The following is a 15285-nucleotide window of genomic DNA, read 5'->3' as shown; positions in this document are numbered from 1 at the left end:
GATAATCAATCAATTAAATTCGTCACACTAACCAATATTATATGACTATTGCCATAATGCAACCTTATATTTTCCCGTATATCGGGTATTTTCAGCTGATCAATGCTGTGGATAAGTTTGTAATTTATGACGATGTAAATTTTATCAATAAAGGGTGGATCAATAGAAACCAGATTCTCGTTTCCGGCAAACCGCATCTTTTTACCATACCTTTGAAAGACGCTAGCCAGAATAAACTTATCCATGAAGTAGAGCTTGGTATCGATGAGCCATGGAAAAAGAAGTTCTTGAAAACCATTCAGCAATCCTACCAGAAAGCACCCACTTACCAAAAGGTTTTTCTACTAGTTGAAGAAATCGTAAATTTCCAGTGTGAAAACATCGCTGAGCTTACCCTGTATGCTCTAAAAAAGGTTTGTGCGCACATGAATATCCATACTGAAATTGTTACCTCTTCGAGAGTTTACAATAATTCAGATTTAAAAGCTCAGGAACGGATTTTGGACATTTGCAGGCAGGAGAACGCTTCCCACTACATCAATCCGATTGGTGGCATGGAGTTATACGAAAAAAATAAATTTGAAAAGGAGCATATCAGGCTCGATTTCATCAAAAGTGTTGCCAGCCCTTATCCTCAATTTAAAAATGCTTTCGTACCTTGGCTATCAATTATTGACATACTAATGTTTAACGATGAAGAAAACATCGCTAAACTTCTTAAAGAATTCGAACTTATATAGAGAATGGCAAAGGTTATTATTTTTGGAGTTTTGGATACGGCAGAATTGGCCCATTATTATCTTGAAAACGATTCAGAACATGAAGTAGTAGCTTTTTCGGTGAATCGGGAATACATTACTGAACAATCATTTCGCGGGCTTCCTTTGGTAGCTTTTGAAGATGTTGAAACGGTATTTCCTCCATCGGAATATTCCTTTTTCGCTCCCATGACGGGCAGGAATATGAACAGAAACCGGGAAGCGATCTACAATCAGGTGAAGGCAAAAGGTTACCAGTTCATATCTTATATCAGTTCGTACGCGACAATTCTTGACAGAAAAGTTATCGGAGAAAATTGTTTCATTCTGGAAGACAATACGATCCAACCCTTTACAACCGTTGGAAACAACGTTGTAATGTGGAGCGGAAACCATATAGGTCATCACGGGAAGATTAAAGATCATGTGTTTTTCACGTCCCATGTCGTGATGTCCGGGCACTGTGTTATTGAATCCTATTCGTTTTTTGGTGTAAATAGTACAATCCGTGACTATATGACGATTGCACAGGGAACATTGGTTGGCATGGCTTCTGCCATTACGAAGGATACAGAAGAGTGGGGAATTTATGTAGGCAACCCTGCTAAAAAAGTTCCTGGCAAATTAAGTTACGAAGCTTATTAAGAGCGTCTTAATTAATTTAAGATCTCAATTCGATATCAACGAACTTACCTTAATGACTCCGCAAAAAATACTATTTATAAGTCACGACGCAAACCGGGCAGGAAGTCAGCTTCTTTTGCTTCAGCTACTTCGGTTGCTGAAAGAAAAAGGCGTTCCTATGCACCTGTTGCTTTGTAACGGCGGCGTATTGGAGCAGGAATTTGCTGAGGTAGTGACAATTACAAGGTTATACAGCACCAAAAATACCGTTTCAAACTTTTCAGGCAAATTTTTACAAAAAGTAAGATTGCACAAATTGTATGAAAAACATGCAATCGAAAAGGAGAACGAACGCGCCATAGCCGAATTAAAAAGTCAGAATATTGGATTAGTCTTCGTGAACTCAGTGGCAAATGCCGAAGTTTACTACGACTTTCTTAAATTCTTACATGATTTACCTGTTGTCCTTTTCGTTCATGAACTGGGCATGTCTGTAAAAATATATACCTATCAGGAACATCTTTCTTTATTGCTAAAAAAGACGAGTCACCTGATCGCAGTTTCTAATGCAGTTGCAAGCCATTACATTAACGATTATAATTTTCCGGTAGATCATGTAAGTATTTTTACACTGATCGACCATGATCATATTGACAATAAATTAAAAGCCGCACAGCCTGAACTTCTTGAAAAAACATACGGCATTCCGAAAGATGCCGTTGTAATCGGAGGTTGCGGCAATGCGGAATGGCGGAAGGGAAATGATATTTTCAACTGGATCGCGAGAAGAGTTCTTCAAAAAACCAATCCGCTGGATGTGTATTTTGTCTGGGTTGGTGCTGGTCCGCAGCATGAAATTTTCGAACTGATCAAAAGCGATATTCATTTGATGGGGTTGGAAAACAGAATTATTCTGATTCCTCCTACACCGCAAGCACTCGATTATATCAGTCGTTTTGATGTTTTGTTATTGAGCTCACGGGAAGATCCATATCCGCTGGTTGTGCTTGAAGCAGCATTGAACGAAACGCCTGTTGTATGTTTTGACGGAGCCGGTGGAGCACCTGAACTGATTGAATCTGACGCTGGATTTGTGGTTCCTTATCTGGATATTTCCGCGGCTTCAGAAGCGTTGATTCAACTTATCCTGGATCCATCCCTTCGGGAAACCATGGGGCAAAAAGGTCGTACCAAAGTTTTGGAACGTCACAATACTGTGAACAGCGTTGCAAAAATTGAAGCGATAATTCAAAAGTATCTACCTTTGCAGGTTTCCGAAAAACACAATCAATGACCATTGCCTTTACCATTTGTTCTATAAATTACCTGGCTCAGGCGCGCACACTCGGTGATTCGCTGGCTGTTACAAATCCCGAAATTCTTTTCGTCATCGGTCTGGTGGATAATCAGGAAGGTGTCAGTTTCGAACAATCCTATACACCTAAGTATCCGATGATCGAAATTGATAAGATCGGAATTGAAGGTTTTGAGGATATGTGCAGCCGCTACAATATCACAGAGCTTAATACCGCCGTAAAACCATTTTACTTTACCTATTTTTTCAAAAATTATCCGGAGGCAAAAAATGTCATTTATTTTGACCCGGATATTATTATATATCAGCCTTTGACAGGGCTGCTCGATTCATTGAAAAAACATGAGGCGGTTTTAACGCCGCATGTGAATACGCCAATTGAAGACAGACTTACCCCGAATGAGTTACATCATTTAAACACCGGAATTTATAATCTTGGTTTTGTAGCTTTCAGAAGAAGCGAGCCCAATACCGAATTTATCAAATGGTGGGAAGAAAAGTTGCGCTACGAGTGTTTAATTGATTTGTGTAACGGGCTTTTTGTGGATCAGAACTGGATGAATTTTTTACCGGTTTTTGTCCCGAATACACATATCGAACGAAATCCTGGTTACAATGCCGCCTATTGGAACTTGCATGAACGCGTTTTTTCAAAAAAAGAAAATGCTTTTTATGTAAATGAAGACAACCCGCTGATATTTTTTCATTACAGCGGATATGATCCGGAAAAGCCGGAAGTTTTATCCAAATACCAGGACAGATTTCAGCTTGCTGAGCGAAAGGATGCGACTGAACTTTTCGATATTTATCGCAACAGCCTGATCAATAATGGCAATGCATATTATCGAAAATTCCCCTGCTCCTATATAAAACCTGCGAAAGTGAAGAGATATGTTCGTGTCAGAAAATACCTGAACATGCCTGTTAAATACCTAATCGATCAGATTGATACCCTATAATGAAAGAGCTGGTATCTATACTGATTCCCATATTAAATGCAGATTTGACTGTCCACGAAGAAACGGTTCTAAGGCACAGTCTCGAAGCGTTGTCAAAATATCCGATCATTCTGTTCACATACGAAGGAGCCGATTTGTCGGCTTTTGAGTCTGAGGACAAACGGGTAGAAGTACTGACATTTAAGTCAAAATATTTTGGATCAAGACAGGCTTTATCAAACCTGTTATTAATGGAAGATTTTTACACGCGGTTTACTTGGAGCGATTTTGTTCTGATTCATGAGCTGAACAGCTGGATCGTAAAAGATGAAATACACTACTGGTGCAAGCAGGGATATGATTATCTGCACGCCAATCCAATAGAAAATACCGGCTCGAAAAACAGCATTGGAAATGACTTTTCTAGAATCTGGGGTTTGAATGAAAACGAGAAACAGGAATTAGGCAAAAGTTTTGAAAGTGACGGATTGAAGTTATGCAACGTGCAGCGGATGATAAAAACGCTGTCTGCCAGGAAAAAGGAGGCGCATGAATATCGTCAAAATGATAAATTTGAAAACAAAGACTCTTTGTTTTGGGAAATAGAAGCAAATCGTTTCTGGCCGCAATTAAGAAAACCAACGCCAATTGTACAAAGCCGGTTTTCTCAAAATGCCAAAAATATTTCCGGATACACCGATAACCGGGATGCCTGGCCAACCGGGATTTGCGGAATTGATATGAATAACCTGAATAGTCTTCCATTTTATAAATAGGAAAGAGAACACACAGCATGACTATAGTTTTTACCGTCTGTAACAGATTACAATTACCGAATGCTTTGGCTTTGGGAGCTTCTGTGTTGCAGTTTCATCCCGATTCTCTTTTTTACATTGGCTGGGCTGATACCTTTCCGCTGCCAAAAGTTCAGAATGGAATTAAAGTGATCCCAATTGAAGATATTGATGTGCCGGAATGGGGACAAATGTGTTCAAATTATTTTGACTTCGAGATCGTTGCTGCTTCCCGGCCCTGGTTTGCAAAAGGTATTTTAAAAAAACAGAAGGATTGCAAACAGCTAACATTTCTTGCACCGACAACTTTGCTTTTCAACTCCATACAGGAAATTACCAATAACCCGGCTGAATTGCTATTAACACCGCATATAGCAAAACCGCTTAGTAAGTCCAATATGCTGGATGACAAGCGAATTCTTAATATTGGGATGTTTCATTCCGGAAGCTGGGTTATAAAACCAGGCGAAGCAACGTCGAAATTATTAGACTGGTGGTCGCATCGTACCATTGACAGGGCAAAGTTTGATCTTTGTAACGGGATGTGTATGGATCAACTTTGGCTTAATTACGCGCCGGTTTGGGTGAAAAACACGATTCAGGTGCAGCATGCAGGCTGGCATTACGGTTTACACAGCGTTTTGAATAAAAATCTGAAAGAAGAGAACGGAAGTTTTTTTGTAGACGAAGAGAAACTGATTTCGATAGACTTCGCCGGACTCGGAAATTACCATCCGGTTTGGTCAGAACATACTGGTTTGATTAATCAAAACAGTGCCTTTAAAAAGTTGTTTAATCAATACCAGCATAGTCTAAAAAAATACGAAAGTTTAAAAATAAACGGTGAGCCAGCATTTGGCAAACCTTCTAATATCAGCAGCCAGAGAGCTTTACGCAAGAATATTGCCGGCAAGCTAAAAGCTATAACAAAATTCGTTGATCAGTTTTAAGGTCAATAAACAGGAATTAATCAAGTATGAAACCTCTTCAGGAAAGTACAGCAGAGCTTCGTGATTTTACATCAAAATTGACGATCAATAATTTAGCTGATAATACCGGCAAGGCATTCCCCAAGCTGACGATCATAACACCTTCCTACAATCAGGCAGATTTTTTGGAACGCACCATTTTAAGCGTTTTGAACCAGAACTACCCGAATCTGGAATATATTATTGTCGATGGAGGATCTACTGACAGAAGTGTTGAGGTAATAAAAAAGTATGAAAAATATCTGGCTTATTGGGTATCTGAAAAAGACAAGGGTCAGGTTCATGCCATAAATAAAGGACTTGAACGAGCTACCGGTGAATGGATCAGTTTTCAAAATTCGGACGATGTATATTTCCCCGGCACTTTTCAGCGTTTTGGAAAAGCGACTTTGGAACAGCAAGCAGATATTTTGTATGGCGACCTGTTCATGATCACCACCGATGACGAAGTGACGGAGATATTAAAAACAACGTCTTACAGCCTGACTTGTCAAATTCTGGAAGGTATGCAGATCCACAATCAATCTTTATTTTTCAAAAAATCGCTGGTTGAAAAGTACGGCAATTTTGATGAGTCGTTCCGGTTTGCATTTGACTATGAGTTTATCACGAGATATACCCTTCATGATTCGACAAAAATCGTAAAGATTGACGGTCTTGGAGGTGCGCTTAGAGTTCATGCTGATGCTAAATCATCAACCATTGCCTCCGTTGGATCAGAGGAGCATCTTAGAATACAAAAATTGTACAATTCTGCGATATCATTCCCTGCTCTTAACAAAATACGGTATCTTTGGTGCAGGATTCGAAAAGTATCCTATTTTTTATTGCGATTTGATTTCAAATACATACGTTTCAGATTATCAAGATGAATTTGAATCTAACAACTTTAATAAGAAACTTTAATTTTTTAAGGTATTCGGTAGGCATCGCAATGATGTTTAACGGGTTTCCTTTGATATTCTTTTTTCGTGATACCCTGGGAATTGGTCCCGCAAGTAGTACGTTTACAGCCGGTTTCTTTGTTTTGGCGCTTCTCTTGATGACGCCAACGAACCTTTTTCTGAGATTTTACAAGCCAAACGCCATCCTTTTTTACCTGGGTGTGGGTTTTTTGGCGATTTCAATGTATTACTTTGCGTTTTTCAATCCGGTTGGTACTGCTGTCACAGATATTGGTAATTACGTTTTTATTTTCGCGTTCCTGATATTATTGCTCAGTATTCCCAGCGATGTCCAGGAAACAGTTGTTCCCGTTTTCTTTATTCTTTCGCTGTTCTCAAACATTACACTCGTTTATTCGCTGATGACGGATCCAAGCTGGTCCGTCGGTATGCGTGCAGCGGTAAGTTTTTCAAATGAAGGAGCACAGGCGGGAGGAAATCCTCACATTACTGCCCGGAACGGCGTAATTTGTTTACTCTCTGCACTTGTACTTATACCGCGATACAGAAGCGTTCTCGGAAGATTATTTTTATACTTTTCGGTTCTTTTCAGTCTTGGAGTAATTGTAATTTCTTTGGCTAAATCCAGTTATCTGGGTGTTGGGATTATGGTGGCATTGTATGTTTTCTATAATTTTAAAGTAACAAGAATCTTCTCGGCGATTGGCAGCATTTTTACTTTCAAGAACCTGATTGTCCTTATCGTCGTCATATTCGGAATCAACTATTTCCTGCAAGCTTACAGTAATGTTTATTTTAGTCTCATGAATTACTGGAGTGTTTTTGAAGACAGGATCATGGACGTAATTTTTACATCACTTGGTGTAAAACTTACTGAAACAGCTGATATTGATGCCTCTGCTATGGGACGGGTCAGTGGTTTTGCAGACTTTCTGGATACCATTTATTCATGGGACGTGTTTCTGGGCAGAGGCTATAAATTTGGCTTTCTCGATATTCCTATTCTTGAAGCCTGGGTTAATCACGGGATACTTGGTTTCTTGTTTTTCAACGGCTTTAATCTATGCCTTTTTATCTATGCTTTGCAGGAAATTAAAAGAAACACAAGCCCATTATCGACATTTCTGGCCTATTTCTTCTTGTCGCTTATCGTGTTACTAATTTCCGGCGGACGGCCATATGACATCGCATATTGGTTCCCTTATGCTGTTATGATCCGCTTCCTGGGCATAAAATACTTTGATAAGTTCAACGCAAAACCAGTACAGGAGCAATTAGTAACGGCCAATCCCTAGTTAAAATACAGCACTATATTGAGAAAGCAGCCTTAGATTATTTTCATATTTGAGGCTCATTAAATCTGCACATGAGACAAAGAGTTGAACAATTGGATGGATTACGGGGGATTTTTTCCATTCTTGTGATCGCCCACCATCATAACGCATTTCGGGATTCAATTTTCTATAATAACTTTTTTGTCATCAATTCCAGTCTTTTCGTAGATTTTTTCTTCGTTCTCAGCGGCTTTGTTATCGCAATGAACTACATCGAAAAAATCCAGACAGGAGAGGATTTCAGCACTTTTATTAAAAAACGATTCATCAGGCTTTATCCCCTGCTTTTTTACACGGAAGTGTTGTTCATCATCGCCAATCTGATTGGCGATCAAAGTGCGCTGAAAAATGTGAGTGACCTGGAATTGTCGTATTATTTGCAAGCAGGATTTGATACACTTACTTTCATGGGCTCAACGCCTGTCTTCGGTGACTGGATGGGAATCAATTATCCGGCATGGTCGATATCCTCTGAAATGATTTCCTATATCGTTTTTGGTCTGGTACTGCTGATCGTCCCGGCAAAAAAATATTGGGCGTTTGTTTTCCTGAGCGTCTTGTGCGTCGCTTTTATCATTTACAAGGGCGAATATATGCTTGTTTATGATTACGGTTTCATCCGTGGTCTGCTGTGTTTTTGCATGGGAATTTTCACTTTCGCCTTTCTGCGCGACCGGAAGCTGCATCTGAATATTTTCGAAATTCCTTTTCTGATTGTTTTGATAGCAGCGATGTATATGACCCATCACTTTGAATGGAATTTAATCAAATTGATCTTCCCAATCCTATTTTCTGCCGGAATTATCATTTTTGCATCTTCAACCGGAATCATCACGCAGCTTCTTTCAAGTAAACCATTTCAGTATCTGGGGCGAATTTCTTATTCCCTCTATCTGAATCATGCCATCGTATTGATTTTTGTAAATATCTGCCTTTTTCGTGTGCTCAAATGGACGCCAACAGAAACACATATCTTCTGTTCGCTGATTATTTCAATTTCTTTAACAATCCTGTATTCGCATTTTACTTACGAATTTATAGAAAAGCGTTTCGGAAAGTTTCTGAAAACAAAGCTTGGCTAACGGATCCTCGTACGATTTTTGAACGCTGAAATCATATCAGGTTTGTTAAACCATTCCTTCCCGGGATTGGTTATTATGTCGTACTAAATAATTAGAACAGATGTCAGCATTTTCAGATTTAATAAATAGCAACAAGCCCGTTTTAGTTGATTTTTCGGCAGAATGGTGCGGTCCATGTAAACTGATGAAACCTATCCTGGAAGAATTGAAAGCTGGTTTGGGCGATAAAGCAACAATTGTGAAAATTGACGTGGATAAAAATCCATCTGCCGCACAGGCATATAAAATTCAGGGCGTCCCTACTTTGATCGTCTTCAAACATGGGAAAGTTATGTGGCGTCAGTCGGGCGTGGTGCAGGCCAATCAGCTGAAAAGCGTCATTAGTAAATATTTGTAGAAATTCATAAGTCCTAGTTTAATGTACAATAAAAGAAACGTCGAGTCAATCAGTAATATCGATTTCACAAATCAGTATCTGGCTCAGCAAAGTTTTGAACAGGTTGAATTTACCAACTGCACGTTTACTGATATTTCCGGAACTGATTTCACCGACTGCTCTTTTATTGGCTGTAATTTGAGTAACGCGGTCATCACGAATTGCAAAATGTACGACGTCGAATTCGTCGATTGCAAGATGATCGGTGTAAATTTTTCCGATACCAAAGACTTCGGTTTCTCTGTCCGCTTCGAGAAATGTATGTTAGACTATACGAATTTTGACAATAAAAAGCTGAACAAAAGTGCCTTCATCGATTGCAAAATCAACGGAGCCGATTTTACGCAGGCCGATTTGTCAAAGTCGAAGTTTACAAATTGTGATTTGTTCGGAGCAGTTTTTTTATCTACCAACCTGAGTGGAGTTGACTTCACGACGAGTCAAAATTTTTCTATTGATCCTGCGAGTAATAACGTTAAAAAAGCAAAGTTCTTGTCTACCGATTTGGCTGGTCTTTTGACTAAATTTGACATTGTCATCAAGTAACAACTAAATTATAATTCCTAAACCGTCGTTTCAATTATTTAAACTTATGTCCAATCAGATATTTGCAGAGAAGGTGTATACCGGCCAGGAGGTACTGCACAATCAGATAATTACCATCGAAAACGGAGTCATTGCTGGTATTGAAGCTTCTGCTAACAATCCTGGCTTAAAGCATTTTCAAAATATCAGCGCCGGTCTTTTCGACATACACATCAACGGCGGTGAGCAATTCCATTTTACGGAAAAGGCTGACGAAGAGACGATTGACGACATTTATCAGTCAAGTCTTTTACAGGGCACGGCCTATGTTTTTCCGACGTTGATAACTTCCTCACTGGAAAATATTTTAAAAGGAATTACTGCGATGAGAACTTATCAACGCAAAAATCCAGATTCCGGAGTTTTGGGGATGCATCTGGAAGGTCCTTTTTTGAATCCAGTAAAACGGGGCGCGCACCTTGCCGAGTATGTTAGAAAACCGACGGATACAGAACTGGAAGCGATCATTAGCCATGGTCGGGATGTGATAAAATTAATTACAATTGCCCCTGAAATGTTTACGCCTGAACAGATCGACAGGCTCTTAGCATCTGGAATTACGGTTTCAGCCGGACATTCCAATGCCACTTATCAGGAAGCTACGGACGCATTCGGACAAGGAATTAAGTTGGTCACGCATTTGTATAATGCCATGTCGCCATTCGGGCATCGTCAGCCTGGGCTGGTTGGGGCAACTTTTGATACGGATTCCGTTTACGCGCCAATTATTGTCGATGGTGTCCATTGTGACTATGCCGCTGCGCGAATTGCCTATCAGGCTAAAAAAGATAAACTTTTCCTGATTTCCGATGCTTTGTTTGTTGGAGAAAAAGTGACAGAGTTTAAGTGGGGAGAGTTTGATGCTTTTTTACAAAACGCTCAGTATGTGAATTCAGAGGGAAATTTGGCTGGTGCGACAATTTCTTTGGGTGACGCTGTTAGAAATGCGGTGAAAGAAGTGGGTATTCCGGTTCAGGAAGCGATTGAAATGGCAACTATTCGTCCTTCACTGGCGGTTGGTTTATCGGATAAGGTTGGCAGCATTGCGGTCGGGTACCCGGCTATTTTTACCGTTTTTGATGATGATTTGATGAATTTTGAGGTTTTCAGGTAGGTTTTTATTAACCGCAATGGACGCAATGGGTTTCGCAATGGACGCGATAATTCATTGCGTTTGTTTTATACGATCAATAGGCCGCCGCTTTTTAGTTCTTCCCATTCTTTCGATTTCATAAAAAAGTCGAAGTCTCCCAGGCCCAGCTTTTCGTAATCTTTTTTTAGCTGTTCAAATGGGTATGGTTCGTGTTTTCCGATCAGCAATTCCGGCATTTTTTCTTCCAGCCACTCTCCTATTATGGGTGATGTTTCTAATGCCCATTCCTGTTTTTTATTATAAAAAACCAGTTCGGCAATTTCTACAATCCGTTTTCCTTGTTTTTCCTGAAAAACTGAAAGTGTCGGCAAACTTCCCATCCAGATTACCATGGCATTGGTGCGCGGTATCGCATCGGGGAAGTGGCTGATACTTTTTTCGATGTATCTTGGAGGAATTGTGGTTGCCGGGATTTTAAAATCAAACCATTTTGACAATGGAAAATCAAAACAGACGCCGTGCATATAATTGAATAATGACTTTCTGAGTCCTTCTGCAAAAAGATCGTGGTTTGCGCCTAACGGATCGTTATGTTCAAGATCATTATTGGCAAATTCTCCCAGGGCCGGTCCTATCCGCATCACGTCAAATTCTTCGGGATGAAGCCCGACGGGGCTGTGGGCCGTCATTGCAAACCTGTGCCAAAATCCTGATTGGACTATTCCCTGCTGAAATAACTGGCGAACCATTTCCAAAGCATCAACCGTCTCCTGCATCGTTTGTGTAGGAAACCCATACATTAGATAGGCATGAACCATTATTCCGGCTTGTGTAAAAGCATCGGCAACACGCGCAACTTGTGCGACAGTTACCCCCTTTTTCATGCGTTCGAGCAATCGATCGGAAGCTACTTCCAGTCCACCAGAAATGGCGATACAGCCGGATGCTTTTAAAAGAAGACAAAGGTCATGCGTGAAATTTTTCTCAAAACGAATATTCGTCCACCAGACAACTGTTAGTTTTCTTCTGATAATTTCCAGCGCAAGGTCACGTAGCAACGCAGGAGGAGCAGCCTCATCAACAAAATGGAATCCATTCTGCTGCGTTTGTGCTATTATTTCTTCGATGCGATCGCATAATAAGGCGGCCGTCATCGGTTCGTAACGTTTGATATAATCTAGCGAAATATCGCAGAATGAGCATTTCCCCCAATAACAGCCATGCGCAAGCGTCAGTTTGTTCCAACGGCCATCGCTCCAAAGCCTGTGCATCGGATTGACGATCTCAATGACCGACAAATAATCATGCAGCGGCAGATCGCTGTAATCGGGCGTTCCGGTGTCGCGTTGCGGGACGTCTCTTTCTTTTGCTCCGTTATAATAAATTACCCTTCCATCTGTGCGCGCATAAACCCGTTTAAGCTGGTCAATTTCTCGCTCGCCGTCCAGAAATTCAAGCAGAGAGAGTAGAGGCGCCTCGCCGTCGTCCAGACAAACGAAATCTATATAATCGAAAACCCTTGGCTCTTTTAGTGATCGTAATTCAGTATTGGCAAAACCACCGCCCATTACGACGCTTATTTCCGGGTGAAATTGTTTGACGTATTGTCCACATTTCATACCGCCATATAAGTTGCCGGGGAAAGGCACAGTGATACAAAGAATATCAGGCTGGTAGGTTTTGATTTTCTCTTCAAGTATGTTAACCAGCAAAGTGGTTAACAAAGTATTGGGCATTTCCAGTGCTTCACACATTTCATCAAAATGCGTCGCAGATCTTCCCAAACGTTCTGCATAACGGCTAAACCCAAAATGCGGGTCCACAGCCTCCTGAATCAAATCTCCGAGATCTTCCAGGTATAAGGTTGCCAAATGCCTGGCCTTATCATGGATCCCCATTGTCCCGAAAGCCCAGTCCATATCTTCAAGTTGCTGAAAACGTGATGCTTCCGGCAAATAAGTCCGGTCGCAGATACTATGCGCAAGCGTTGGATTTCTATTTTTCAGAAAACGAATGACTGGGTCAATCGTACTGATATATTCATCCCGAAGGGAATAAATCCTGAAACTGTTATCTGTCAGTTCCGCGTCCGAATTGTCCAGATCTTCAAATAATTTCTTTAATCCTTTTGAAGAAAAAAGTGCGAGAATAACCTCAATACCCAAATCTGCCTGACGTGACTCTCTTCCCAGCGTGTTCAGAAAACCTTTCAGGTAAGCCGTTGCGGGATAAGGCGTATTCAGTTGCGTAAAAGGCGGGGTAACAAATAAGGTTTTCTTTTTCAAAGCACTTCGGATCTCTATTTTCACGCCACAAAGGTACGGAGAGTTTTGGATCGGATTATCATTAAACGCAGCGATATGGGTAGCAGTAAATCAATATTTCTGGTAACTTGACATCCGATCAGACTGATTTGTTCGTTAACAAAACCAGTGTTGCTAATTTTAACCAACCAATATTGATTTACACACTTCCTTTGTATAGAAAATTTAAATTTTTGCTGGTCGCTGTTTTTTTATTTTTATTTCAATCTGGTTTTTCCCAGACAAATAAATCCTACCCGCCATCAAACTTCCCAGACCGGATCATAATGGGTTTGAAAGGTGACCCTGCGCATTCCAGGGCTGTTAATTGGCGGACAGACATATCTGTTAAAAAAGCGGTTGCGGAAATTCACGAGGCTGATCCATCTCCGGATTTTGAGAAAAACGCCAAACGTGTAGATGCAAATAGCCAGTCGCTTGTGCTTGACAAAAAAGAGGTTCAGTATCACGAGGTCAACTTTACAGCTTTAAAACCCGCGACGCAGTACATGTATCGCGTCGGTGACGGAAAAAGATGGAGCGAATGGTTTCATTTTACAACCGCGTCGGATCAGCAGGCACCCTTGTCGTTTCTTTATTTTGGAGATGCGCAAAGTGATGTCCGGTCCTTGTGGTCACGTGCGATTCGCGGTGCCTATTCAGCATTTCCAAAAGTCGATTTTATCCTTCATGCCGGCGACCTTATCAACAACGCAAACGAAGATTATCAATGGGGTGAGTGGTTTGAGGCAGGCGGGTGGCTGAACGGCATGATACCAAGTTTGTCGACGCCGGGAAATCATGAATATTTTCGGGGTAAGGATAAAAAAGCCCAGCTTTCAATGCACTGGCGGCCGCAGTTTGTTTTACCGGAAAACGGGCCAGAAGGGCTGTCAGAAACGGCTTATTATATTGATTATCAGGGAACACGTTTTATTACAATGGATTCAGAAGCAGCATTTTCAGATTCGCTGGTCATGCAGAGTCAAACTGCCTGGTTTGAAAAAGTCGCGCAAAATCATGGATTGCGCTGGACTGTCGTCATTCATCACCATCCGATTTACTCCACAAACCTTGGCCGCGACAATCAAAAATGGCGAAAAAAAATGGAGCCGTTGTATAAGAAATATAAAGTTGATATGGTTTTGCAGGGCCATGATCATTCTTATGCTCGGGGAATTAATATGCCAATAGGTGAAATCCGTAAGAAACCGGATGGGCCGGTTTACGTCGTGTCGGTAAGCGGACCGAAGATGTATGATATCGGTTTGCAAAGCTGGATGGACCGCGCTGCTTCGAACACGCAGCTTTATCAACACATCAATATCACCGATTCGTTACTTGCATTCAAAGCCTACACGGTCAATGGCGATTTATATGATTCTTTTGATTTGCAAAAAGATGTCAACGGAGAAAATACGTTGATCGAATATTCAAATTCCCTGCAAGTGCAGGAAAGATTGGAGCTCCCTGAGCGGCTGCAAAAGCGATTCAACAAAAAGGAAATGAAAGAATATAACCAGCGGTTTTTGGATTATAAAGCACGAAACAACAAGCATGAATAAAAGTTTCACGCAAAGATCGCAGAGATAAAAAAGCAAAGGTCGCAAAGAATAACCTTTGCGACCTTTGCGCAAAACCATTTTTGCTTTGCGTGAAAGTTTAGTTTATTGATGAAATGTATCTAGTTTTTCCGGCCGGTATAAAGCTGTTCATCCACGCCGCGCCTCTTCAGCTCTGCCACAAGATTTCCGTTTTTGATGGCAGTCCCGGATATTCCAAAATTAATCATCGCCTCATCCAACGCTGCGTTTAGCAACACGACCGTTTTGGGGCGATCGACATCAAGCGAGATCTTTCTCAGATGCTCTTCATAAACCAGTTTCGAATCTTCGGTATAAAAACGAATGATAGACCCACCCGGCTTTTTCGTGTTCGTTTCAACTGTCCAGTAACCTTTTGGAGGCGACGTAATTTTTAATTGCTCGTCAAATGCAAACGCCTGACTGACATTTGCCACGAAAAGCGCAATCAGCAAGATTCCGCTCTTAATGATTCTGAAATTTTTCATGGCTATTGATTCGTTAAAATAGGATATCTTATAATTTTCAAGATCACAGATCAAAGAC

15 protein-coding genes are annotated in these 15285 nt (G+C 40.8%); 13 read left to right on the top strand and 2 right to left on the bottom strand.

The window, feature by feature from the left end; translation table 11 throughout:
- Positions 1 to 41: 41 nt before the first annotated feature.
- The 12 genes from L0657_RS11470 to nagA all read left to right on the top strand — a co-directional run bounded on the left by L0657_RS11470 (position 42) and on the right by nagA (position 10874).
- Positions 42 to 740, top strand: a complete 699-nt coding sequence (locus L0657_RS11470; RefSeq protein ID WP_235150939.1) for a WbqC family protein — start codon at positions 42 to 44, stop codon at positions 738 to 740.
- A 3-nt stretch (positions 741 to 743) separates the two neighbouring features.
- Positions 744 to 1403 carry an acetyltransferase gene (locus tag L0657_RS11465; protein WP_235150938.1) on the top strand — a complete coding sequence of 220 codons (660 nt, stop codon included), beginning with the start codon at positions 744 to 746 and terminating at the stop codon, positions 1401 to 1403.
- Positions 1404 to 1455: 52 nt separating this feature from the next.
- Positions 1456 to 2676 (top strand): glycosyltransferase family 4 protein, encoded by a 1221-nt coding sequence (locus L0657_RS11460; RefSeq protein ID WP_235150937.1) that lies wholly within the window; start codon positions 1456 to 1458, stop codon positions 2674 to 2676.
- Positions 2673 to 3656, top strand: a complete 984-nt coding sequence (locus L0657_RS11455) for a glycosyl transferase (RefSeq protein ID WP_235150936.1) — start codon at positions 2673 to 2675, stop codon at positions 3654 to 3656. Before L0657_RS11460 ends, L0657_RS11455 begins: the two co-directional genes overlap by 4 nt.
- Positions 3656 to 4411 carry a DUF5672 family protein gene (locus L0657_RS11450; RefSeq protein ID WP_235150935.1) on the top strand — a complete coding sequence of 252 codons (756 nt, stop codon included), beginning with the start codon at positions 3656 to 3658 and terminating at the stop codon, positions 4409 to 4411. Before L0657_RS11455 ends, L0657_RS11450 begins: the two co-directional genes overlap by 1 nt.
- A gap of 17 nt (positions 4412 to 4428) precedes the next feature.
- On the top strand, positions 4429 to 5379 hold the full coding sequence (locus L0657_RS11445) for a hypothetical protein (protein ID WP_235150934.1): 951 nt from the start codon (positions 4429 to 4431) through the stop codon (positions 5377 to 5379).
- 26 nt (positions 5380 to 5405) lie between these two features.
- Complete coding sequence (locus L0657_RS11440) at positions 5406 to 6290, top strand: glycosyltransferase family 2 protein (RefSeq protein ID WP_235150933.1); 885 nt, start codon at positions 5406 to 5408, stop codon at positions 6288 to 6290.
- A gap of 83 nt (positions 6291 to 6373) precedes the next feature.
- Positions 6374 to 7618 (top strand): hypothetical protein, encoded by a 1245-nt coding sequence (locus tag L0657_RS11435; protein ID WP_235150932.1) that lies wholly within the window; start codon positions 6374 to 6376, stop codon positions 7616 to 7618.
- Between the two features lie 71 nt (positions 7619 to 7689).
- Complete coding sequence (locus L0657_RS11430; protein ID WP_235150931.1) at positions 7690 to 8739, top strand: acyltransferase; 1050 nt, start codon at positions 7690 to 7692, stop codon at positions 8737 to 8739.
- Between the two features lie 100 nt (positions 8740 to 8839).
- The gene (gene trxA, locus L0657_RS11425; RefSeq protein ID WP_235150930.1) at positions 8840 to 9136 is read left to right on the top strand and encodes a thioredoxin; all 297 of its coding nucleotides are present in this window, start codon (positions 8840 to 8842) and stop codon (positions 9134 to 9136) included.
- A gap of 21 nt (positions 9137 to 9157) precedes the next feature.
- On the top strand, positions 9158 to 9721 hold the full coding sequence (locus tag L0657_RS11420) for a pentapeptide repeat-containing protein (protein WP_235150929.1): 564 nt from the start codon (positions 9158 to 9160) through the stop codon (positions 9719 to 9721).
- A gap of 46 nt (positions 9722 to 9767) precedes the next feature.
- Entirely contained in the window at positions 9768 to 10874 is a 1107-nt protein-coding gene (gene nagA / locus L0657_RS11415; RefSeq protein ID WP_235150928.1) for an N-acetylglucosamine-6-phosphate deacetylase, read from the top strand.
- 65 nt (positions 10875 to 10939) lie between these two features.
- Here nagA and L0657_RS11410 read toward each other — a convergent pair whose 3' ends face one another.
- Positions 10940 to 13138 carry a radical SAM protein gene (locus L0657_RS11410; RefSeq protein ID WP_235151396.1) on the bottom strand — a complete coding sequence of 733 codons (2199 nt, stop codon included), beginning with the start codon at positions 13136 to 13138 and terminating at the stop codon, positions 10940 to 10942.
- Between the two features lie 128 nt (positions 13139 to 13266).
- Between L0657_RS11410 and L0657_RS11405 the strand changes: the two genes are divergently transcribed.
- Positions 13267 to 14721 (top strand): metallophosphoesterase, encoded by a 1455-nt coding sequence (locus L0657_RS11405; RefSeq protein ID WP_409015054.1) that lies wholly within the window; start codon positions 13267 to 13269, stop codon positions 14719 to 14721.
- 119 nt (positions 14722 to 14840) lie between these two features.
- Here L0657_RS11405 and L0657_RS11400 read toward each other — a convergent pair whose 3' ends face one another.
- The gene (locus L0657_RS11400) at positions 14841 to 15227 is read right to left on the bottom strand and encodes a hypothetical protein (protein WP_235150926.1); all 387 of its coding nucleotides are present in this window, start codon (positions 15225 to 15227) and stop codon (positions 14841 to 14843) included.
- Positions 15228 to 15285 lie beyond the last annotated feature (58 nt).

This window comes from Dyadobacter sp. CY345 (genome assembly GCF_021502725.1).
In the GTDB taxonomy this organism is placed as follows: domain Bacteria; phylum Bacteroidota; class Bacteroidia; order Cytophagales; family Spirosomataceae; genus Dyadobacter.
Note: the sequence above shows the minus strand (reverse complement) of the source record. Positions and strands in the feature narration are given on the sequence as shown.